We start from the raw sequence: 22,235 nt of genomic DNA, 5'->3' as shown, positions 1-22,235 counted from the left end.
CACGAACAAATCTGCCAATCAACCACTGCGCTGAGATGTTGACACTAACTTTGAGAAGCGGTGCTGGGCTTTTTTCCCAGCCTCGATGGGGAGAAAATCATTAGAAGATTGTCCGTTGGAAATGATTGAAGGACATCAGGAAAAGCAATTTATCGTTGCGAGTCATACTGAGCAGACGGACTATGGTAATGTGCGTTTCGTAAGGGACGTCATCGGGGAGATTATGGAACTTCGCTCTCAAGAAGGTGGAGATATTTGGTTGTTTGGTGGGGCAAGTCTGGTTCAGGACTGTTTAGAGGCGGGAGTGATTGATCACCTTATTATTGGGATTATTCCTACTATTTTGGGTGACGGTATTCCACTTTTTGCCTCACTTTTGGAAGAAAAGAAATTGCTCTTGGTAGAGTCAACTGTCACAGATGGAATTGCTATGTTACGTTATGATATTAGAAAGTAAAAAAGGCGAGCTATTGCTCACCTTTTTTACTATTTTATATAATTAGTTTTTTACACCAGCTGCAATTTCTGGGTTTGCGAAAGCATCATCGATGATGTCTTTCAATTGTTTAGCAGATGCTTGCATTTTTTGCAATTCAGCTTCGCTCAACGGGATATTGACTGGACGAACGATACCGTGGGCACCGATGATAGCAGGTTGACCGATGAAGACATCTTCAACACCTTCGTATTGACCAGCTTGGTAAACTGACAATGGAAGTACTGCATTTTCATCATCAAAGATTGCTTTAGTGATACGTGCAAGTGCAACACCGATACCGTAGTAAGTTGCGCCTTTTTTGTTGATGATTGAGTAGGCTGCATCACGAACAGATACAAACAAGTCAACAAGACCTTGCTCATCAATATCGCGGTTATCTTGCAACCAGTCGTACAATTTCACACCAGCAACGTTGGCATGTGACCAAACTGCAAATTCTGAGTCACCGTGCTCACCCATGATGTAAGCGTGAACTGAACGTGCGTCGATACCGATTTTCTCAGCCAATGCTTGACGGAAACGAGCTGAGTCAAGAGAAGTACCAGAACCGATAACACGCTCTTTAGGGAAACCAGAGAATTTCCAAGTTGAGTAAGTCAATACATCAACAGGGTTAGCAGCAACAAGGAAGATACCGTTGAAACCAGAGTTAACGATTTCTGTAACGATTTGTTGGTTGATACGAAGGTTTTTCTCTACCAATTCAAGGCGAGTTTCACCTGGTTTTTGTGGCAAACCAGCTGTCAATACAACCAAGTCTGCGTCATGAGCATCTGAATACTCAGCAGAGTAGATTTTTTTAGGGAATGTGAAGGCCAATGCGTGGCTCAAGTCTTCTGCATCACCTTGAGTACGGTCTTTGTTGATATCAATGATACCCAATTCTTGACCAATCCCTTGGTTAACAAGAGCATAAGCATAAGCAGAACCTACGGCACCGTCACCGACAAGGATTACTTTTTTGTGTTGTTTAGTTGCAGTCATTGCTAAACATCTCCTTAGTTTTATTTGGGGATGACTTCATCCCGACCATATTCCATTCTAGCACTTTTTAAAGGTTTTGTCACTTGTGAAAGGGGCTTTGAAAATGTTTACATGCTAGTTTCCAACAAAGAATTTTATCCCGAAATATGGTATAATTGAATCACAATGACTGTTGAAAGAGGCATATAATGCAAGATAAAAACTTAGTAACGGTTAATCTGACCAACGAGATGAAGTCGTCCTTCATTGACTATGCGATGAGTGTTATCGTTTCGCGTGCTTTACCAGATGTGCGTGACGGTCTGAAACCAGTTCATCGCCGTATTCTGTATGGGATGAACGAATTAGGTATTACTCCAGATAAACCACATAAGAAATCAGCCCGTATCACAGGGGATGTTATGGGTAAATATCACCCACACGGTGATAGTGCCATTTATGAGGCTATGGTCCGTATGGCGCAATGGTGGTCTTATCGTCATATGTTGGTAGATGGACACGGAAACTTTGGTTCCATGGACGGTGACGGAGCCGCTGCCCAGCGTTATACAGAGGCACGCATGAGTAAGATTGCTTTAGAAATGCTCCGTGATATAAACAAAAACACTGTAAACTTTGTGGACAACTACGATGCTAGTGAGCGTGAGCCAGAGGTCCTACCAGCCCGTTTCCCCAACCTGCTAGTAAACGGAACGACAGGTATCGCTGTCGGTATGGCGACCAATATTCCGCCACATAACTTAGGTGAGACAATCGAAGCTGTTAAGTTGGTCATGGACAATCCAGAGGTAACCACTCGTGAAATCATGGAAGTCTTGCCTGGTCCTGATTTTCCAACTGGTGCCTTGGTTATGGGGAAATCTGGTATTCACCGGGCCTATGAGACTGGGAAAGGCTCTATTACCCTCCGTTCTCGTACAGAGATTGAAGAATATGGCAATGGCCGTGAGAGAATTGTCGTAACCGAGTTCCCTTACATGGTCAATAAGTCCAAAGTACAAGAGCACATTGTCAAATTGGTGCAAGAAAAGCGCATCGACGGGATTACAGCTGTTCGGGATGAATCCAACCGCGAAGGTGTACGATTTGTTATCGAAGTTCGCCGTGATGCTTCTGCCAACGTTATTTTGAATAATTTATTCAAGCAAACCCAGCTTCAAACCAACTTTAGTTTCAACATGTTGGCCATCCAAAATGGTGTGCCGAAAATATTATCTGTCCGTCAGATTTTAGAATCCTATATTGAACACCAGAAGGAAGTCGTCACTCGTCGTACGCAATTTGATAAGGAAAAAGCAGAAGCGCGTGCCCATATTTTAGAAGGCTTGCTGATTGCTCTTGACCATATTGATGAAGTCATTCGCATTATCCGTAATTCAGAAACTGATGCTATTGCTCAAGCTGAATTGATGGAGAAATTTGACCTTTCTGAACGTCAGAGTCAGGCTATTCTTGATATGCGTCTTCGTCGTTTGACAGGTTTGGAACGCGACAAGATTCAATCAGAATATGATGAGTTAGTGGCATTGATTGCAGATTTGGCTGATATTCTAGCTAAGCCTGAGCGTGTTGTTCAGATTATTAAAGACGAATTAGAAGAAGTCAAACGTAAATATGCAGACCCACGTCGTACAGAATTGATGGTCGGTGAAGTTCTTTCACTTGAAGATGAGGACTTGATTGAAGAAACGGATGTCTTGATTACCCTGTCAAACCAAGGCTACATCAAGCGTTTGGCACAGGATGAGTTTCAAGCTCAGAAGCGTGGAGGACGTGGAGTTCAAGGAACTGGCGTCAAGGATGATGATTTTGTACGTGAGTTGGTTTCAACTAGCACTCATGATCGCCTTTTGTTCTTTACCAACAAAGGTCGAGTTTATCGCTTGAAAGGGTATGAAATTCCAGAATATGGCCGTACGGCTAAAGGCTTGCCAGTTGTCAACTTGCTCAAGTTGGAAGAAAATGAGTCTATTCAGACTATTATTAACGTAACCAAGGACCAGGAAGCAGATAGCTATCTCTTCTTTGCAACCCGTCAAGGTGTAGTCAAGCGGACTAGCGTTTCAGAATTTGCCAACATCCGTCAAAGTGGTCTTAAGGCACTGAATCTAAAAGAAGATGACGAGCTGATTAACGTTTTCTTGACAAATGGTCAGGCAGATGTTATCATGGGAACCAAATTTGGCTACTCTGTGCGTTTTACAGAAACAGATGTTCGTAATATGGGCCGTACTGCGACGGGCGTTCGTGGTATCAATTTACGTGAGGGAGACCAGCTGGTAGGGGCGACTATGATTTCAGATGATCAGGAAGTCCTGGTCTTGACAGAAAAAGGTTTTGGTAAGCGTACCCCAGCCAGCGAGTACCCAACAAAAGGTCGTGGTGGTAAGGGGATTAAGACCCTTAAAGTTGCTGAGAAAAACGGTTCTCTGGCAGGTTTGACAACTGTATCTGGTGATGAAGACATTATGGTCATTACTGATACAGGTGTGATTATTCGTACAAGTGTTGCCAATATTTCACAAACAGGTCGTTCAACCATGGGTGTAAAAGTTATGCGTCTAAATGATGAAGCGAAAATCATGACCTTTGCCTTGGTAGATGCTGCCGAAATTAAAGAAGAAAAGGAATAAATAATCATGTCAAAACGTGAAAAAAAGAAGAAGCGTAAAGGTTCTTTTTGGCGCAATCTTTTAACAGTTGTATTGATACTGATTTCCCTAGCGTTGATATTCAACACCTCTATCCGTAATTTTATTATCGGCTGGAATACGAATAAATACCAGATTAGCAATGTTACGACAGAGGATATCGAAAAGAATAAACAGGCTGAAACAACATTTGATTTCGATCAGGTTCAATCTATTTCTACAGAGGCTATTTTAGCAGCTCAGTGGGATGCACAACGCTTACCTGTAATTGGTGGAATTGCGGTTCCCGAGCTTGGTATCAACCTTCCTATTTTTAAAGGGGTCTTCAATACTTCGCTCATGTATGGAGCTGGTACCATGAAGGAAAACCAAGAGATGGGGAAAGGAAATTATGCGTTGGCCAGCCACCATATTTTTGGTGTAACTGGTGCGGCAGATGTTCTCTTTTCACCGCTTGATCGTGCTAAAAATGGCATGAAAATCTATATTACTGACAAGACCAATGTTTACACCTACGTTATTGATAGTGTGGAAATTGTTTCGCCTGAAAGTGTCTATGTCATTGATGATGTAGAAGGACGTACAGAAGTTACCTTGGTAACATGTACGGACTATAATGCAACACAACGTATCATTGTAAAAGGAGTTCTTGAATCAACAACTCCATATAATGAAACTGCAAAAGACATCTTAGATTCCTTCAATAAGAGTTATAATCAGTATGATTATGGACAATAAAACATCTATATATTGGCTCTTTGTCAACTGTAGTGGGTAGATGAAAAGCTAACACCTAGAGAGGACGAAATGCGTTCTCTCTTTCCTTATGTTTAAAACACAGATAGATTCAAGCTGATTTAATGAAATCCAGCCGAACTATTTGTGTTTTTATTTTTATCTCTATTATCTTGGACTAATTTCTTATACTCAACTAATTTCAAAAACTGAAGTATAATAGAAACATGGAATTTACTAACGAAATGATTAAAGAGCTCAAAACAGCTCTAAAAGATAAAAACTTAGCACCTTATCACAAACGTATTCAAGCAGTATATCTCAGGGCTATCCATACTCCCTACAAATCCATTATGGATATGCTTGATGTCTCACATGATACGGTTTGGAGACTGACTAAGAAATATCAAGAACATGGCTTAACAGGGCTTACCTCAGATGCTAGAGGAGGTCGTCGCCACTCTTATATGACAGTTGAAGAAGAACAAGCCTTCTTGAGTGAGCAGTTAACTTCTGCTGTAAATGGAGAATTTGTAACTGTTGAATCCCTTTATAGAGCTTATCAAGATAAAATTGGTCGCACGACAACTAAAGATGGTTTCTACCAACTATTGAAACGTCATGGATGGGTCAAAGAATCAAAAGATTCTTTGAGACGGGAAATAAAGCTTACGCAGTAAGCAACAAAAGTTAGCCCCCGTCCAGAACATCCAAAGAAAGCAGACGCCAAACGATTCTGGCGTCTAAAAATAAAATCTTTGTACAAGGAAAAGCTGGGTAAGCGGTTTCTTGGACAAAATTCCTATAAGCAAACCCGTCTTCGCTTTCCAATTTCCGAGCTCAGGAAAAAGTCTGCTCCCAGCAGACTTTTTGTATCAAGATGAGGCAGGGGTTGGTTGGATTAGTAAACTAGGGGCATGTTGGAGCCCTAAAAAGCACCGTCCGAATATCTCAAGTCATCACATCCGCGAATTTCGTTACTGCTATGGTGCGGTAGATGCCCATACAGGTGAATCTTTCTTCATAATAGCTGGTGATAGCTGATGGTTGTAATACCGCTTGGGTGAATGAATTTTTACGACAATTATCAGAAGCTTATCCCAATGACTACATCATTTTAGTCATGAACAATGCAAATTGGCATAAATCTCAGACACTTGAAATTCCTGATAATATTGAATTTACATTCATACCACCATATACCCCAGAGATGAATCCCATTGAACAAGTTTGGGCAGAAATCCGGAAACGTGGCTTTAAGAACAGAGCCTTTCAAACATTGGAATCAGTCATTGATAAGCTCCAAGAAATCATTTGAGGGTTAAATAGTGAGAATCTAAAAAGTATTGTCCATAGAAAATGGGTTTGTTCAGATTTTGAAATTGAATGAGTATAAACCTAAGACTTCACCAAAGCGTAGACCTGTTTTTAATTGAAGATAGAGCAAGTAGTCAAGAATATTGTATTCCTTGTTTATGCTATATTTTCAAGTTGATAGAAGCTTATAGTAATCAACAGTACTTGTGATAGCTTTTTCAGTTTTGACTTTCCGACTAGCTTGTCCTGCGATGGTAACTCCGTCAGTAAAATCGGTAATGGAAAGTTTGTCTCGTTTAGCGAATTTTAATACTTTTCGTATTTCTGAATTTAGTCTTCTAACAGTATGGTTACATGCATTTTCTTCATGCGTTTGTCCTGCGGCGTGGGTTGAAAATTTGACAAAATGACGGGGGGGGGGTATACTGGTAGCATTGCTGTTAATAAAATGGAAGGATTAAAATGTGCAGAAAATATTAGTTACAGGTGGCTGTGGTTATATTGGTTCTCATACTTGCATAGCGTTACTTGAAGCAGGCTATGATGTTGTTGTGATTGATAACTTGATTAACTCCAGCAAGAAAAGTTTGGTGGCTATCGAAACAGTTACAGGAAAATCTTTAACATTTTACCAAGGTGATATTCGTGATAAGGGATTGTTGGAGAATATTTTCAAACAGGAACAGTATATAAGCTGTTATACATTTTGCAGGGCTAAAGGCTGTTGGAGAATCAGTTGAAATACCTTTGGAATATTATCAAAATAATGTGGCAGGAACGTTGACATTACTCGAGGTGATGCGACAGTACAATTGTAAAAAGATAATATTTAGTTCTTCAGCCACAGTGTACGGAGCTCCTGAGATAAATCCTATTCCAGAAGATGCAAAACTTTCTGTAACCAATCCATACGGTAGAACAAAAGTGATGCTTGAGAATATTTTGCGTGATTTGTACCACTCAGATCAGACTTGGAAGATAACCCTGTTAAGGTATTTTAATCCTATAGGTGCTCATCAGTCGGGATTACTAGGAGAAAGTCCACAAGACATCCCTAATAATTTGCTTCCCTATATCACACAGGTCGCTATTGGTCAGCTTCCCTATTCACATGTCTCGTGCTTTTATGTAAGAAAATTTTTTGCTAATCAAAGCAGTTTTTGAGACTAATGCCACTTCTCAGAGTTCGTGTCAACATCTCAGCGCAGTGGTTGATTGGCTTTAACAGTCCAGTGGACTGTTAAAGGTTGGAGATAGGATTTGTGAAACAAATCTCAGCAATTCGTGTTTTACACTCCAAATCTGACCTCTACGACTGTTGCGAACAGAGTTCGCTTCATTTCCAACCTCACAAGGTTCACTGAACCTTGTGAGCTGTGCGGGGGTGAGAAGATGAAAAAGGAGTTTTAGATAGAAGTGCTGAACTGTAAATGCAGGTTCTAAAAATAGTTTAAGGAGGAACATGGAGCCGTATTCGATTTTATTAGCGGTGTGGCGGGAAGATAATCCAGACCATTTTCGTGAGGCGATAGAAAGTATGCTTTCACAAACCTATCCAGCAGAGGAATGTATCATTGTAAAAGATGGACCTGTTCCAGCTATTTTACAAGATGTTATCAATGATTGCCGAAAAAAAATGCACAAATTCCCATTGTTGAAGTGGTTTTAGAGAAACATTCGGGACTGGCTACGGCTCTGATGGCTGGTTTATCAGTTGCTAAGACAGACTTGATTGCTCGTATGGATGCAGATGATGTCTCACGACAGGAGCGGTGCGAAAAGCAAGTGAGCTGTTTTGAAAGTGACCCTACGCTTTCGCTTGTAGGAAGTTATGTATCAGAATTTGAAGAAACGACTAGTGAATCACTGAGTATCCGAAAAGTTCCCCTTAATCACGAGGCGATTGTGAATTTTTCGAAACGAAGAAATCCATTTAATCACTCAAGTGTCATGTTTCGCAAATCAGCGGTTGATGCAGTTGGTGGATATAATCCTACCATTCGCTACAATCAAGATTGGGATTTGTGGTTGCGGATGCTTCATCATGGCTATCGTGCGGCCAATATCCCTGAGATTTTGCTTGACTTCCGCTTTAACCGCGATACCTTGAAAAGGCGGAAATCTTGGACGAGTCTCATGCAACTGATACGGTTGCGGTATGCTTCCTATCGACGGCAGGAGATGACAGCTTGGGATTTTCTATCGGTAAGTCTTCTTCACTTGATGATGGTGATTCTTCCTTTACGTGTACAAAGGGCATTTTATAAGTATATGCTACGAAGATAGAAAAGGAGTTTGTCGCTAGATGATAAGGAATGTCGGAAAATTTATGACTGTATTCAGACAGTCGCCGAGTATGGCTTTGTTTAAAGTTCTGACAAAGTTTGGGGCTGAAGAGGCCATAAAGCCATCTTCCTTTTTGGGAATGCAGCTTTCGCGTCTAAAGTGGCGAGTTCATTCACGTTTTTATGAGAAGACAGTTACTCGTCACTTGTCTCCGTTTTCTGCTTATTTAGAGAATGACAATACAGCTGACTCCCTAACACCAATCATCTGGACCTTGTGGTGGCAGGGTGAGTCGGAGCTTCCCGCAGTCTGTCGCCATGCGATTGAGAGTCAAAAACGCTTTGCACAGAAAAATGGCTACCAGCACATCCTCTTGACAAAGGATAATCTGGCTGATTATCTAGCGATTCCAGAGATTTTGCTGGAGAAGATGTCACGGAAAAAGATGGCGTTTACCCCTTTTTCAAACTATGTTCGCTATGCTCTGCTTGCCCAGCATGGTGGCGTTTGGATGGATGCAACACTTTATGTCACTGACCAATTAGACAGTCATTTGTTTGCAAATGATTTTTTTGCCTTTCGACATCAGATTGAAAGTGTCAGAAACTATTATCTATATTGGATAGAGCAAGGGCGGTGGACTTCGTTTTGTTTTTCTGCAAAGAAGGGAAATCCTCATGTACACTATATTCGTGATTGTTTGCTTTACTATTTTAGTCAGGTAGATAATCCTATCAACTATACGATTGATTTATTTCAAGATATTCATTACCGGCTTCATCCTGAGTTTCGAGAGGTGATTGATTATCTGCCTATTGTTTCTGGGATTGAAAATAGAGATTTCGTGTCTGTTCATTTTAATGAACCATTTGATGAGAAGCGATGGCAAGAAGTGCTAGAGACAAGTCCCATAGTGAAATTTTCTTGGAAATTTTATCGTAAATCCATTCTCGATGGCAGTTATGCGGATATGATTTATCGTCCATTTTTTCCAAACGTAAAGGAGACCAATGAAGACTAAGCCTTTTTTCTCGATTGTCATGCCAGTCTATAATGCGGAGCTCTATTTAACTGAGGCGATTATGTCTGTTCTAGCTCAGACCTATCAGGATTTTGAGTTGATTTTGGTCAATGATGCCTCGACTGACCAGTCCGAGACGATTTGTCAGGAGTTTGTCGCTTCGCATCAGGACAAAGTCCGCCTCTACTCTCATCCTGAAAATAAGGGCTTACTTCTGACACGTGCGACAGGTATGGAAGAAGTACGAGGTCAGTATTGCCTGTGCATGGATGCGGATGATGTCTTACGGGTAGACTATCTAGAGCTTGTTAAGAAAACGATTGATGAGATGCAGGTAGATGCTGTGGTAATCAATTTTTCGATGGAGGCTAATTTTTCTATCAAGCGGAGAGATTTTAGTCCTTTTCTGAATCGTCAAATGACAGGTTTGGAAGTCATTGAAGAACTACTTCTGGAAAAGTCTCAGTTGACAACTGTATGGCAATTGGTGTTTAAGACTTCTTTTATACCTGATGAAGCTTTTTACCAGCAATTTGGGCACTTTGTTCGGAGTGTGGATCGGATTACCTTGCATCATATTTCGGCAAGGATAGAAAGAGCGATTGTTTTAGATGAAGCTCTCTATTATTACCGTCAGGTGTCTACTAGCTTAAATTTTAATTTTAACGAAATAGATTTTGAAGAATGTGCCCAGACAGATTTGTCTTTGTATCATATCTATTACCAGAAATTTCCAGAAAAAATGGATGCATATTTGGTAAGGAGATTTCTCTGGTATACCAAAAAAGTGTTGCTAAAAAGTAAATCCTTCAAGGAAGTGTGTGATAGAGTAAGGGTGATTCGTCAGTCTCTCGTTTTTAGGAAAGTCATGGGAGTGGAGAAGAACACGCTGTCACAGTATGACCGCCTATTTCTCTTGCTCTTGAACTACCGAATCCTACATTTACTTTTGGCTATCAATTGGTATAGTAAGCGTTTAAGGAGGCTATTATGAAGACCAATCCCTTTTTCTCGATTGTCATGCCAATTTATAATGCGGACCCCTTTTTATCAGAGGCGATTGAGTCTGTATTACATCAGACCTATCAGGATTTTGAGTTGATTTTGGTCAATGATGCCTCGACTGACCAGTCCGAGACGATTTGTCAGGAGTTTGTCGCTTCGCATCAGGATAAAGTCCGCCTCTACTCTCATCCTGAAAACAAGGGCTTACTTTTGACACGTGCGACAGGCATGGCAGAGGTGAGAGGTCAGTATTGCCTGTGCATGGATGCGGATGATGTCTTGAGAGCGGATTATTTAGAAATGGTTAGGCAAACGATTGATGAGACGCAGGCAGAGGCTGTGGTGATTAACTCTTCTCGTCGGATAGATTTTTCACAAAAGCCTGTTGATTACACTCCTTATGTTCATCGTCAGATGACTGGACCAGAGGTTGTGAAAGAGATGATACTGGCAAATCGTGTGCTAATGACCTTGTGGTGTACGGTCTTTCAGTCATGTTTTTTACCAGATGACCACTTTTTTGGGTCTTTTCAGCGATTAGTATGTGGTTCTGACTTAGTGACTATTGAAGCCATTTTTTCAAACATCCATCATGTTGTTGTTCTTGATGAGGCACTCTATTATTATCGATTTGTGCCAAGTAGCCTCAGTAACTCTTACACGGTAAAACATTTTGACTCCGTAGCCTTTTCAGATTGGTATTTTTATGAAAAATACGCGACAGATTTGCCAGTGGAGATGGCGGAACGTTTGATGAGACGTGTTTCTTGGTCAGGAAAACGATTACTGCTCTCAAGTCCTTTAAGTGATATATTAAAAAATACTCAGCATATCAAGGAATCTTTGTTTTTCAAGAGAGCGATAGCAGTTGGGAGTTCCGCAAAATTGCGTTTTAGTGATAAGGTATTCTTGTATCTTGTTGAGCATCGTTTGACACACCCAATGTTATTGTTGTATTTTCCATTGGGACGCATCAGAAAATGGTATCTGCAAAGGGAGGCTAGATGAATAAACTGTTTTTTTCTATTATCATGCCAATCTACAATGCTGAATCCTATCTGGTAGAGGCTTTGGATGCTGTTTTTGAACAGACCCTCCAAGACTTTGAATTGATAGCGGTTGATGATGGCTCACATGATAGCAGTGTGGTGATTGTCAAAGCGTTTCAGAAGCGATATGAGAAGCAACTGACCTTGATTCAAAGTCCTCATCAGGGGTCGTTAGTTGCACGTGCCATAGGAATGGAAAGGGCTAAAGGTGACTATATTCTCTGCATTGATGCAGATGATAAGATGAGACGTGATTATCTTGAGGGGGTCTTCCAGCGGATACAAAAGACTGGTGCTGATTTGGTATTGACTAATTATTCTATCTATGATGATTTTTCCAACAAAGAACGCCCCTGCCTCTTTCCAACGGACGAGCTACTAGATTCGCAAGAAGTGTTGGATACTTTTTTTAGAAGAGGGCATCTGAGGACATTGTGGAGCAAAGTCTTTCACCGTTCCCTTTGTCCACCTGCTGGTTTTTACAAGGACTTGCCTGACTTTCGAACGGGTACGGATGCCGTTGTTTCTGCCTATGTGATTGAGCATGCTCAGAGACCACTTTCTATTGCCGAAGCCTATTATTTTTATCGTAAGGTTCTAAATAGTTTGAGTAACACTTTGGACGCAAATTTTTTTGATTCAAAAGTGGTACTAGAGCTTTATTTTCAAGAAAAGTACAAGGAACTTGGCGATGTTGTAAAAGTCAGTATGGTTCGTCGTGTAAGTTGGTTTTCCACTCTCTACCTTCGAGCGGCGAAGAATTATCTTGATTTTTTGAAACGATTAAGGCATGTGCGTTCCTCTGCTGTCTTTCAGCAAAGCTTGGTCTACCTGAATTTTGACGAAGTCACTCGCTACCAACGCCGCTGGTTTACCGTTCATCGCTATCCCATCCTAGACCCGTTAGCATATGTTGTTCCCTATCTATTAAAAATTTGGAGAAGGTTATTTTGAAAATGAGTCATACCCCCTTTTTTTCGATTATCATGCCGATTTACAATGCTGAGCCTCATCTGGTAGAGGCTTTGGATGCTGTATTTGGGCAGACCAACCAAGACTTTGAATTGATAGCGGTTGATGATGGGTCAGATGATGGTAGTGTGGCGATTGTCACAGACTTTCAGAAGCGGTATGAGAAGCAGATAACCTTGATTGAAGGCCACCATCAGGGGTCATTGGTTGCGCGTGCTTTAGGGATGGAAAAAGCTAGAGGAAACTACATCCTCTGTATTGACGCTGACGATAAGATGAGACATGACTATCTTGAAGGAGTCTTTCAGCGGATACAGAAGACGGGTGCGGATCTAGTGTTGACAAATTATTCAATCAAAGCTGATTTTTCAAGGAAAAAAAGACCCTGTCTCTTTCCAACAGATGAGATTTTAGACCCTAAGCAAGTGTTAGATGCTTTTTTTAGTAAAGGGAATCTGATGACACTGTGGACTAAAGTCTTTCACCGTTCGCTTTGCCCGCCTACTGATTTTTACAAGGACTTGCCTGACTTTCGAACAGGTACGGATGCCGTTGTTTCTGCGTATGTGATGGAGCATGCTCAGAAACCACTTTCTATTGACGAAGCCTATTATTTTTATCGACAGGTTCCAAATAGTTTGAGTAATACACTGGACACATATTTTTTTGACTCAAAAGTGGAACTAGAGCTTTATTTTCAAGAAAAGTATAAAAAACTTGGTGATGTTGTAAAGTCCAGCATGGTTCGTCGAGTGAGCTGGTTTTCCGCTCTCTACCTTTCAGCAGCGAAGAATTACCTTGATTTTTTGAAACGATTAAGGCATGTGCGTTCCTCTGCTGCCTTTCAGCAGAGCCTGGCCTATCTGGAGTTTGCTGCAGTCACTCCTCAGCAACGTTGCTGGTTTACAGTTCATCGTTACCCTATTTTAGCGTCAGTAGCGTATCTCACTACCTACCTATCAAGAATTTGGAGAAGGTTATTTTGAAAATGAGTCACAGACCTTTTTTTTCGATCAATATTCCTGTTTACAATGGCGAAGTTTATCTGGAACAGGCTTTAGAATCCTGTCGTTATCAGACTTTTCAAGATTTTGAGATTGTTTTGGTGGATGATTGTTCGACAGATAGGACGGTCAGTATCAGCCAAGAGTTTCAGGAGCGGTTAGACCAGCCCTTGCGTATCCTATCGCATGCGGTCAATAAAGGGGAGCTGGCATCTCGTTTGACAGGTTATCAAGCTTCAAAAGGTCGCTATATCGTCAGTCTTGACCATGATGACCTCCTTCGCAAGGACTGTCTGGAGCAGATTTATAACTTAGTAGTAGAGACCCATGCCGATATGGTGTTATATAATTTTTCAGAGCAGGCAGATTTTGAGGTGGCCTGTAAGGACTTTCCTTTTACGTCGTCTGAGAGGATTGCTAAAAAAGACTTGCTCTCATGGTATTACAGTCAGTATGGGTCTGCTATGTGGTACAAGGCGTTTAAACGTGAGTTAGCTCCTACAGTAGAGGAATGTGGCGAGCATTATCCAACTATATTCGGAGATGTCTTGCCTACGATTGTCCTCTTTGAAAAATGTCAGTCGCCCTATTATCTTGGGGAAAATCTTTATTTTCATCGGATATACGAGGAGAGCAAGTTTATGTCACTTACGCTAGCCAAGCGTTACCAGATTAGAAGCTACCTCAATGCTCTTCTTTTTGAGCGGTTACAGGCTTATCCTTTGGAAGAGAGAAATATTTATCAACAATCTCTGCGAGAAGTCGCCCTTCGCAATCAGGTGAAGTTGCTGAAAAAAGGCTTACGAAGCAGTGGAAGTTACACTGAAAAATATCTGTTTTTAAAGCAATTAGGCCAATCTCCTTACTTTCAAGAGAGTGTTGACTATCTAGATACGATGCCCATCTTTCACCGCTATAAAAAGCTGGTGAAGCTCGTTGCCAAACACCACTATCATCTTGCGATAGGGTATCATTGGTATGCTAGAAAGATATGGAAGTTGAGAAAACAAAGATGAAAAAAAAGATTTTTAGAACGGTTTTAACCTCCTATCTTTCTCAACTGGTTGGGATTGTATTTGGCTTAATTGCTCCTGGGTTGATTATCAGTCATTTTGGGTCAGATTTGAGAGGGTTGGGGGCTACCTTGTCAGCCTATCTGGGTTATTTTGCTGCCTTTGACTCTAGCGTTCCGACCATTGTCCAGGCTCAGCTTTACAAACCTTTGGCGGATAAGGACTATAAGAAAGTCAATGCGATTTTGAGTTCTGCGGATCAGTTTTTCAGGCGGCAAGGGTTGATGTTTGCACTGTATGCTCTTTTGGTTGGGATTGGTTTGCCCTTTATTATCCAGATGCCGTTTGACCGCTGGACCATACTTGTATTGACTCTTATTTCAGCATTCGGTACGTTTGTAGAGTATATGTTTCGCCGCAAGCATCGGATGTTGCTTCGGGCAGATGGGAAGTCCTATGTATCCATGAGCATCGGTATTGGGATACGGGTCGTGACGCAGCTTTCTGTGATTGTGGCTGTAACAGCTGGAATTTCCTATCTTGGCTATAAGAGCTTGATGGCTGGACTAGGCTTGCTAACTCCTATCCTAATCTGGCTGTATGTGAAGCGACACTATCCTTTTCTCAAGAATGAATCGACAGAAGTTATCCCTTTGAAAAATACCCCTCTGGCGGTCATTGACCATATCCTTTATACCACTCGAAACTCCAGTGCTATTTTTATTATTTCGTATTTCAATGGGCTAGCTCTGGTGTCCGTTTTTACGCTCTATACGAGATTTGTCTCTATGTTTAGCAGTCTAGCTATAACAGCTTTTAATAATCTGGACTTTGTTTTGGGGCATCAGTTAGCCACAAAATCAATCGAGGAAACGCGAAAGAGTTACCAGCATCAGGTCTATCTCTGGCATAATTGGTTTGTTTTTATCTATACGGTGGCGGCTTGTCTCTTCATGGCATTTTTATCTCACTATGCGAGAAAATTTTCAGGGGCAGACTATGTACAACCTCTCTTTGCCTATGTTTACCTTGTGGCTGACTTTTTACAAAATGCACGGACGATGTCTTCCTATGTTTTTAAGGCGGCAGGGCATTGGGAAAGGAATCGAAAGAGTTTTATTTTTGAGTCAATAGTGCTCATCGTCTTGTCTCTTGTTTTATTCTTATCCGTTGGTCTGGTGGGCTTAGCGGTAGCAGCAGTCGTTGCCAATTTATACCGCCTATTTTACAATAATCACTATCTGAGCCGAGAGATACTCTATATAGATGGTAAAAAATCTTTTTTGATGAGTGTTGGCGGTGCTTTGTTTATCGTGGTGGTAGGCTTGTCTTTTCAATTTCTATATCCATTTCAGGTCACGAGCTATCTCGATTTTATCCTTCCAGGGGTTGCAGCACTTGTCTATGTAGCCGTACTCTTATTTGTCTGTAACTGGATCTTGAGTCAGGAATTTCGACAACTAACGAAAAAACTTGTAGCAAGAGTATTCGGGTGAGGGTGTTCTTAAATGAAACATTTTTGTGAATAAATATCGCAATAGATTCACGATTTGATTGTTTTCGTCACAAAATGTATAATAGATTTAATCAATCATGTTAGGAGATAGATGTGATGAAACAATTTTCATTAGCAGTTTTAGCTAGTACATTACTAAACAAACGTCGTCAAGACAACCTTTCGCAGCAAGATGTAGCTGATAGGACAGGCATCAATCGCTCTGTCATCAGTCGTATTGAGCAGGGAGAACATACTCCCAGTCTTGCTCAGCTGGAGTTGCTGGCTCAGGCATTGGCATGTGATGTGACGGATTTTTATGTGGAGAAAAAGAAAGAGCGAGACATCCCTTCTCGGATGAAGATTGCTGTGGCTGGGACTGGTTATGTCGGCCTCTCCTTGGCTGTCCTGATGGCACAATACCATGATGTCACCGCAGTAGATGTCGTGGAGGAAAAGGTGGCGCTTTTACAGGCTGGTCGTTCTCCCATCCAGGATGACTATATTAAAGCCTATCTGGCTGAAAAGGACTTGAGCATGACAGCGACCTTGGATGCTGAGACGGCCTATGCGGAAGCAGATTTTGTCGTGATTGCTGCTCCGACAAACTACGATAGTGCGAAAAATTATTTTGATACGAGTCATGTCGAGGCGGTGATTGCCCTTGTTAGGGCTGTCAACCCACAGGCGGTTATGGTCATCAAGTCTACAGTGCCAGTTGGTTTTACCCAGCGGATGCGTGAACAGTTCCAAACGGATCGTATCCTCTTTAGTCCAGAGTTTTTGAGAGAATCAAAAGCACTATACGATAATCTCTATCCATCACGCATTATCGTATCTTGCGAAGCTACAGACAGTGAAGAGGTTCAGGAGCTTTCTAGCCAGTTTGCTACTTTATTAGCTCATGCAGCCTTGAATGATACGCCACTGCTACAGATGGGTGCGACAGAAGCAGAAGCAGTGAAGCTTTTTGCCAATACCTATCTAGCGCTTCGTGTGTCGTATTTTAATGAACTGGATACCTACGCAGAGTTGAAAGGCTTGGATACTCAGGCTATTATTACTGGTATCGGCTTGGACCCACGGATTGGTCAACACTACAACAATCCGTCATTTGGCTATGGTGGTTACTGTTTACCAAAAGATACCAAGCAGTTACTAGCTAATTACAATGAAGTACCTCAAAACATGATGTCTGCTATTGTCGAAGCCAATCGGACAAGAAAGGATTTTATCGCAGATCAGGTGCTGAAAATGGCTGGTTACTATGATTACACTGACCATGGAAGCTATAATCAGGAGAATGAGAAAGACTTGGTGATTGGGATTTACCGCTTAACCATGAAGAGTCAGTCGGATAATTTCAGACAGAGTGCCATTCAAGGCGTGATGAAGCGGATAAAAGCCAAGGGAGCACAGGTCATCGTCTACGAGCCGACCTTGGAAAATGGTAGCCACTTTTTTGGCTCTAAGGTGGTCAATCATCTAGCCAGCTTCAAAAAGAAAAGCCATGCCATCATCGCTAACCGCTACGATGCTGTTTTAGATGATGTAGCAGATAAGGTCTACACCAGAGATATTTTTAGGAGAGATTAGATGAAAAAGATAAAAGAATGGGGAGGTAGCTTCTACACCAATTCTCTTGTTTACTTGTTTCAAAGTTGATGGAGTGTGTAAGAAAAACGTCTTAATATTCAGAAAGGAAACCCATGATTTTAAAGAACGTTCAGAAAATCATTCCGCCTAGATGGGCGAGTTTGCTATCGCTGTCAGCCTTTTTCATGCTGACAGTCACTCACCGCTCACCGTGGGCTTTGCTGATGATGTTGGGAGCGATAGCGACTGCATATATATATATATATATAACAGAAGAGAATGGGCTAGGGTCAATCTATGATTGGTCTCGCTATGCGACTTACCTCCCTCTAGCAGTCTTGATTGTAGGGGGGATGGTGACAAAACTTTTTGATGGGATGGGGATTAGCTTTATCACCACTAACATTCTTAGGATTCTTGCTATTCCGATTATTGCTCAGGTTTTGTCACATTTTCATAGACTGCTAGTCAATTGGTGGCAGAGTTTGTCATGTGAAGTAGTGAGCAAGAAGAAGTGGGTCTTTTCGGCGAAGAAAAGCTTTGCCATCCTGTTTGGCATTTATCTCCTTGGGATTAGTGCCCTTTTGAGAGCAAATGTCTACTATAATGATGATCAAGGACGATTTTTTAGAGGTAATCGAGGTTGGGATGATTGGAGTCGCTTTTTTACGGATAGAAGTTCTATTTATTTTTTTGGAGGCAAGTTTGCGGTCGATGTCTCTCCCTATAGTCAGATTCTAGCAGTAGCTATCCTATCTCTTGTTGGTATCCTCCTATTAGGTCTGCTTTATAAGCGAAAGGTATTTACGATTTGGGAAGTAGCAGCACTTGTACCTTTGGGATTAAATCCTTTTTTCATCGTCAATCTTAGCTATAAATTTGATGCTCCTTTTATGGCTTTTTCGATTCTTGCGGCAGTTTTTCCGCTTGTGTTTCGATTTTCAGGTGCTAGATGGTATGTCTTAGCTTGTTTTCTTGGAAGCTTACTGGTCATGACATCCTACCAGGCTTCTTTTGGGATTTTTCCCATGCTAGTCATCCTATCACTCCTGAGAATGTGGCAGGAGAAGGGCTGGCATCAGGAGTTAGTTGACTTCTTCTGGCAGTCGCTGTTAGGATATGGAGCAGGTGCTCTGTACTTCTATCTAGTTGTTATGATTGCTCCTCGTAAAGATTATCTTGATGTAAGTATTCCTGCTCTTTCGGAGATTCCTGAGTTTCTCCTAAAAAATTACACAGCTTATTTTAGCAAGGTATTGGATGGTTTTACCCCTTTGTGGCTTATTTCCACTTTGGTCATTTTTGGAAGTTTCCTAGTGTACTTTATTCGTAAAAAGAGAAATCTTATTGGATTTAGCCTACCTCTTGTCTCGCTTGTCTTGATGTTGTTACTATCTTTTGGTTTCTACCCCATTCTGGTAGAACCGCAGACACATACTCGTGCCATGTACGGTTTAGCAGTCGTTGTCGTCCTCTGTGGAGTGGTTTTAGTAGAGCAGGGGGGACGACCTGTTTTTCGTTTACCAATTCTTGTCCTTGCCTACAGCTTTTTTGTCTATGCTCTGGTCTATGGAAATGCTCTAGCGACTATTGATGACTATAGAAACTTCCGTCTTCAGTTGGTCTATGAGGATTTGAGTCACTTACCACAGGTTAAGAATAAAGAGACAGTAGATGTATATTTTCTTGGAAGGATTTCTGCGCCACCGACCTTAAAAAAGCAGTTTCTTGCCTACCCAATGTTAGCAATCAGTCATAATGAGTATTGGGATCGTAGAAAGCTGAGTCACTTGCCTACTGTGCAAACAATTGATGGGATACCCGACAAGCTACTTCCTACATTAACCCATCTTCCTATGCTAGTGGACACATACTACCACACTATCTATGGGGATGATAAGATGATTTACATTCGCTTGAAGGAAGATGGAAAGCTGATTGAATGATAAATGAGAAGGAGATTGCATGTCTACAAAAGAAAACAATAAAAAAATAGTAGCAGGGGGGGTAATCCTGTTCCTGCTACTCGTCCTTGGATTGAGTTTCTATCCGAGTTTTACAGCTGATACGTATATTCATTTTAATCGCACATGGATGGAAAGTGCCATCAACATGTCTCGTAGAAATGGTCGTCCCTTTATTTCTTTATTCTTTATCCTGATGGGGAGTCTGCATCAAGCGCCAGAACTCTATTTGCTTATCTCAAGTTGTTTAGCACTTTGTTTTCTGGGCTTGTCTGTGTGGTGTTTAGCGAGATTGTTTGAAAAGACTGAGGGAGCTTCCTCTTTGATGGCTCCTTTTTTGTCATTAATCATCTTGGTCAATCCCTTTATTATCAGCTATTTTTTATTTGTTGAACGTGGTATGATGATGTTTGCTTTATTGATGGCTATTCTTGCCACTTATATACGGATTTGCAAACCGGTCACGCACTGGCTCCTGGTTTCTACCGTTTTAGCGACAGTATCCATGCTCACCTACCAGTCCTTTACTTCCTTGTACTTGATGCTTTGTCTGTGTTTTGCGGTGGAAAAACGAGATGTTAAGACTGCTATTCGTAGCTTTCTCATCTCCTCTATCCCATTTGTCGTGAGTGGTCTTGTTTCACTTTTTTACCTAAAACTCTTCGGCATTGGTCGATTTAATCTTGAAAATCTCGGACTAGTCGCTCGAATGTTACAACTTTTAAAAAGTTTGATTAAATCATATATTTTAGGTTTCAACATTGGTCCCGATGGTTTTCTCTTGTTTTCCCTTTTGCTTGCCATTGGCTATCTCCTTTGGAGAGTGAAACGACAACTTAAAGGGACAGCAGCTGAGAAGACAAGAGCGAAGCTTATCTTGCTGGCTCTTCCTTTATTGTTTCTTTTGCCATGTGCCCTAAGTTTGGTTACAAAAGCTGGTTCAGGTGCTCGGTCTACGTATTCGGCTGCTTGTTTGATTGGTCTATTCTTATTATTGGCTAGACTAGACTTCAAAAAGGCTAAGCTAGTCAAAGGTACACTAGTCACCCTCTATCTAGCAGTCCTTTCGCTGACATTTAACAAAATATTTTTACAACAGATAGTCGTCACCCAGTTGGACCAAAACCGTATGCAGGTGGTACAGCAAATGGTTCGTGACTATGAGGAAAAGACGCAGATAAAAGTAACAAAGCGAGCAATATATACAGATGCAGATCCTCAGCTGGACAATCAATATACAGACTTTATAGATAGTCATTCGGGAATACTTAACACGGGGAATTTAATGAAAAGCCCCGTTACAAATCTCGACCCATTTTCAATCTATACGTATATGACAGGGGAAAAGCTTGAAAAAACAGAGAAGGATTCCGCTATAAAAGCCTATTTTAAAAGCAAGGACTGGTCAACCTTCTCACCAGACCAAATCATCATCAAAGGTGATACCATTCATATGGCGGTGTATTGAGGGGAAATGTCCTCTATATTTAGAAAAAAATTTAGGCTAGAAGATGGAAAAAAGACAAATATCTCGATTGATGTTTGTCTTCATTCTGAAAGTCGTTAGAAATGTCATTCTAGCGACTTTGTCTTTGATCTGAGAGTACTTCCCACGAGCTACTTCCCTGCATATGTAGAGTATTTTTTGGTCACCAATTGGTCTACCTTTGCGATTTTTATATATCCAAGATGATGACGAAGTCTTATTTTACCTTATTTTAACGTAAATAAAACTGTAGTGGGTAGATGAAAAGCTAACACATAGAGGCTGGGCAAAAAGCCCAGCTCCACTAGTCAGAGTTCGTGTCAACATCTCAGCGCAGTGGTTGATTGGATTTAACAGTCTGGGAGACTGTTAAAGGTGGGAGATAGGATTTGCTTTGCAAATCTCAGCACTTCGTGTTTCACACTCCAAATCTGACCTCTACGACTGATGCGAACAGAGTTCGCCTTATTTCCAACCTCCAACTGTCTCCCAGACAGTTGGAGCTGTACGGGGATGGGAGGTCAAACAGTCAGAGTAGTGACTGTTTGAGCGCGGAAATAAAACAAACGAAGTTTGTGTCAAAATAGTCCAGTGGACTATTTTAGCCCGAACCTACATATTTGGAAGTGAGGGGAACTCTTCTATGAATGGTCGAGTTCTTTCCCACTCCCTTTCTTTATCTCTTTCCTATTTTCAGGAGATAAGCTGAAAAGGGCTATCCCCAGCCCTTTTCACTGTTCAAGGCAATCAAAATCGAATAAAGAAGTGGTATAAAACTGAGGAGAGATTCTTTGGTTTTATAAAAAGAGCTGAAAAACCGAGCCCACTGAAAAAGTCTCCAGTTACTCCGACTCTTATAAAAAATAGGAATTCTCCTAAATGATTGGGAGAATTCTTATTTTTCTACTCTTCCTTTTGGTCTATTAAGGTCATAATTCGCTTCATATTGACTATAAATATGGTGGTGGCTGCTTGTAATTCCATGTTGAAAAGACCTGATGCTCTGGCGACATCAAGACCATGTCTTTGTTTCAATTCCGCATTTTTGGCTTCAATCTTGTAACGGTTTCTTGCCATTTCTTTTAAGTAAGGTGTTTCCTGGAATCGTTTTTGAAAAAGATGCTCATGACTCTTAATCGTAACGGAATAGGTCTTAGT

Annotated in this window: 17 protein-coding genes and 2 pseudogenes; 17 read left to right on the top strand and 2 right to left on the bottom strand. The window is 41.2% G+C overall.

What is annotated here, in order from left to right; all coding sequences use genetic code 11:
* The first annotated feature begins 85 nt into the window (after positions 1-85).
* Positions 86-457, top strand: a complete 372-nt coding sequence (locus SST62_RS1000000112240) for a dihydrofolate reductase family protein (RefSeq protein ID WP_079267443.1) — start codon at positions 86-88, stop codon at positions 455-457.
* 42 nt (positions 458-499) lie between these two features.
* Here SST62_RS1000000112240 and SST62_RS0106220 read toward each other — a convergent pair whose 3' ends face one another.
* Positions 500-1,483, bottom strand: a complete 984-nt coding sequence (locus tag SST62_RS0106220; RefSeq protein WP_002940816.1) for an L-lactate dehydrogenase — start codon at positions 1,481-1,483, stop codon at positions 500-502.
* A gap of 188 nt (positions 1,484-1,671) precedes the next feature.
* Between SST62_RS0106220 and gyrA the strand changes: the two genes are divergently transcribed.
* The 16 genes and pseudogenes from gyrA to SST62_RS0106140 all read left to right on the top strand — a co-directional run bounded on the left by gyrA (position 1,672) and on the right by SST62_RS0106140 (position 21,059).
* Positions 1,672-4,116 carry a DNA gyrase subunit A gene (gene gyrA / locus SST62_RS0106215; protein ID WP_029186685.1) on the top strand — a complete coding sequence of 815 codons (2,445 nt, stop codon included), beginning with the start codon at positions 1,672-1,674 and terminating at the stop codon, positions 4,114-4,116.
* 6 nt (positions 4,117-4,122) lie between these two features.
* On the top strand, positions 4,123-4,872 hold the full coding sequence (locus SST62_RS0106210) for a class A sortase (protein WP_024385286.1): 750 nt from the start codon (positions 4,123-4,125) through the stop codon (positions 4,870-4,872).
* 224 nt (positions 4,873-5,096) lie between these two features.
* A pseudogene (locus SST62_RS1000000112895) lies at positions 5,097-6,184 on the top strand (IS630 family transposase); the annotation flags it as partial.
* 466 nt (positions 6,185-6,650) lie between these two features.
* Positions 6,651-7,287: pseudogene (gene galE / locus SST62_RS01000000111585) on the top strand (UDP-glucose 4-epimerase GalE); the annotation flags it as partial.
* A gap of 361 nt (positions 7,288-7,648) precedes the next feature.
* Positions 7,649-7,855 (top strand): hypothetical protein, encoded by a 207-nt coding sequence (locus tag SST62_RS1000000111925; RefSeq protein WP_029186683.1) that lies wholly within the window; start codon positions 7,649-7,651, stop codon positions 7,853-7,855.
* Complete coding sequence (locus SST62_RS01000000111580) at positions 7,810-8,472, top strand: glycosyltransferase (protein WP_194283588.1); 663 nt, start codon at positions 7,810-7,812, stop codon at positions 8,470-8,472. The genes SST62_RS1000000111925 and SST62_RS01000000111580 overlap by 46 nt, the downstream gene beginning before the upstream one ends.
* 70 nt (positions 8,473-8,542) lie before the next feature.
* Positions 8,543-9,493 carry a capsular polysaccharide synthesis protein gene (locus SST62_RS0106185; protein ID WP_194283587.1) on the top strand — a complete coding sequence of 317 codons (951 nt, stop codon included), beginning with the start codon at positions 8,543-8,545 and terminating at the stop codon, positions 9,491-9,493.
* On the top strand, positions 9,483-10,487 hold the full coding sequence (locus SST62_RS1000000111920; RefSeq protein ID WP_029186680.1) for a glycosyltransferase family 2 protein: 1,005 nt from the start codon (positions 9,483-9,485) through the stop codon (positions 10,485-10,487). Before SST62_RS0106185 ends, SST62_RS1000000111920 begins: the two co-directional genes overlap by 11 nt.
* The gene (locus SST62_RS0106175; RefSeq protein WP_029186679.1) at positions 10,484-11,506 is read left to right on the top strand and encodes a glycosyltransferase family 2 protein; all 1,023 of its coding nucleotides are present in this window, start codon (positions 10,484-10,486) and stop codon (positions 11,504-11,506) included. Before SST62_RS1000000111920 ends, SST62_RS0106175 begins: the two co-directional genes overlap by 4 nt.
* A complete protein-coding gene (locus tag SST62_RS1000000111915; RefSeq protein ID WP_029186678.1) occupies positions 11,503-12,501 on the top strand; it encodes a glycosyltransferase family 2 protein in 999 nt (332 codons plus the stop codon). Before SST62_RS0106175 ends, SST62_RS1000000111915 begins: the two co-directional genes overlap by 4 nt.
* Positions 12,502-12,503: 2 nt before the next feature.
* The gene (locus SST62_RS0106165) at positions 12,504-13,505 is read left to right on the top strand and encodes a glycosyltransferase family 2 protein (protein ID WP_029186677.1); all 1,002 of its coding nucleotides are present in this window, start codon (positions 12,504-12,506) and stop codon (positions 13,503-13,505) included.
* Positions 13,506-13,507: 2 nt separating this feature from the next.
* On the top strand, positions 13,508-14,539 hold the full coding sequence (locus SST62_RS1000000111910) for a glycosyltransferase family 2 protein (protein WP_029186676.1): 1,032 nt from the start codon (positions 13,508-13,510) through the stop codon (positions 14,537-14,539).
* Complete coding sequence (locus SST62_RS0106155) at positions 14,536-16,032, top strand: polysaccharide biosynthesis C-terminal domain-containing protein (RefSeq protein ID WP_029186675.1); 1,497 nt, start codon at positions 14,536-14,538, stop codon at positions 16,030-16,032. The genes SST62_RS1000000111910 and SST62_RS0106155 overlap by 4 nt, the downstream gene beginning before the upstream one ends.
* 116 nt (positions 16,033-16,148) lie before the next feature.
* Positions 16,149-17,627 (top strand): nucleotide sugar dehydrogenase, encoded by a 1,479-nt coding sequence (locus SST62_RS0106150; RefSeq protein ID WP_029186674.1) that lies wholly within the window; start codon positions 16,149-16,151, stop codon positions 17,625-17,627.
* Between the two features lie 113 nt (positions 17,628-17,740).
* The gene (locus tag SST62_RS0106145) at positions 17,741-19,573 is read left to right on the top strand and encodes a glucosyltransferase domain-containing protein (RefSeq protein ID WP_029186673.1); all 1,833 of its coding nucleotides are present in this window, start codon (positions 17,741-17,743) and stop codon (positions 19,571-19,573) included.
* 19 nt (positions 19,574-19,592) lie between these two features.
* Positions 19,593-21,059, top strand: coding sequence for a glucosyltransferase domain-containing protein (locus SST62_RS0106140; protein ID WP_029186672.1), 1,467 nt, complete (start codon positions 19,593-19,595; stop codon positions 21,057-21,059).
* A 921-nt stretch (positions 21,060-21,980) separates the two neighbouring features.
* Here the strand turns inward: SST62_RS0106140 and SST62_RS0106135 are convergent.
* The coding region (locus SST62_RS0106135; protein WP_029186671.1) for a transposase at positions 21,981-22,235 on the bottom strand (255 nt) is incomplete at its 5' end.

Source organism: Streptococcus suis YS56 (assembly GCF_000440115.1).
GTDB lineage: Bacteria > Bacillota > Bacilli > Lactobacillales > Streptococcaceae > Streptococcus > Streptococcus suis_L.
This window is presented reverse-complemented; position numbering and strand designations above follow the sequence as displayed.

What these genes read in the sequence shown, in the direction of transcription:
- SST62_RS0106185 (WP_194283587.1), top strand. Translation starts at nt 8,543, where the DNA reads ATGGCTTTGTTTAAAGTTCTGACAAAGTTTGGGGCTGAAGAGGCCATA.
- SST62_RS0106145 (WP_029186673.1), top strand. Translation starts at nt 17,741, where the DNA reads ATGATTTTAAAGAACGTTCAGAAAATCATTCCGCCTAGATGGGCGAGT.
- SST62_RS0106220 (WP_002940816.1), bottom strand. Translation starts at nt 1,483, where the DNA reads ATGACTGCAACTAAACAACACAAAAAAGTAATCCTTGTCGGTGACGGT.
- SST62_RS0106175 (WP_029186679.1), top strand. Translation starts at nt 10,484, where the DNA reads ATGAAGACCAATCCCTTTTTCTCGATTGTCATGCCAATTTATAATGCG.
- SST62_RS1000000112240 (WP_079267443.1), top strand. Translation starts at nt 86, where the DNA reads ATGGGGAGAAAATCATTAGAAGATTGTCCGTTGGAAATGATTGAAGGA.
- SST62_RS1000000111925 (WP_029186683.1), top strand. Translation starts at nt 7,649, where the DNA reads ATGGAGCCGTATTCGATTTTATTAGCGGTGTGGCGGGAAGATAATCCA.
- SST62_RS1000000111910 (WP_029186676.1), top strand. Translation starts at nt 13,508, where the DNA reads ATGAGTCACAGACCTTTTTTTTCGATCAATATTCCTGTTTACAATGGC.
- SST62_RS1000000111915 (WP_029186678.1), top strand. Translation starts at nt 11,503, where the DNA reads ATGAATAAACTGTTTTTTTCTATTATCATGCCAATCTACAATGCTGAA.
- SST62_RS0106155 (WP_029186675.1), top strand. Translation starts at nt 14,536, where the DNA reads ATGAAAAAAAAGATTTTTAGAACGGTTTTAACCTCCTATCTTTCTCAA.
- SST62_RS0106150 (WP_029186674.1), top strand. Translation starts at nt 16,149, where the DNA reads ATGAAACAATTTTCATTAGCAGTTTTAGCTAGTACATTACTAAACAAA.
- SST62_RS1000000111920 (WP_029186680.1), top strand. Translation starts at nt 9,483, where the DNA reads ATGAAGACTAAGCCTTTTTTCTCGATTGTCATGCCAGTCTATAATGCG.
- SST62_RS0106210 (WP_024385286.1), top strand. Translation starts at nt 4,123, where the DNA reads ATGTCAAAACGTGAAAAAAAGAAGAAGCGTAAAGGTTCTTTTTGGCGC.
- SST62_RS0106140 (WP_029186672.1), top strand. Translation starts at nt 19,593, where the DNA reads ATGTCTACAAAAGAAAACAATAAAAAAATAGTAGCAGGGGGGGTAATC.
- gyrA (WP_029186685.1), top strand. Translation starts at nt 1,672, where the DNA reads ATGCAAGATAAAAACTTAGTAACGGTTAATCTGACCAACGAGATGAAG.
- SST62_RS0106165 (WP_029186677.1), top strand. Translation starts at nt 12,504, where the DNA reads ATGAGTCATACCCCCTTTTTTTCGATTATCATGCCGATTTACAATGCT.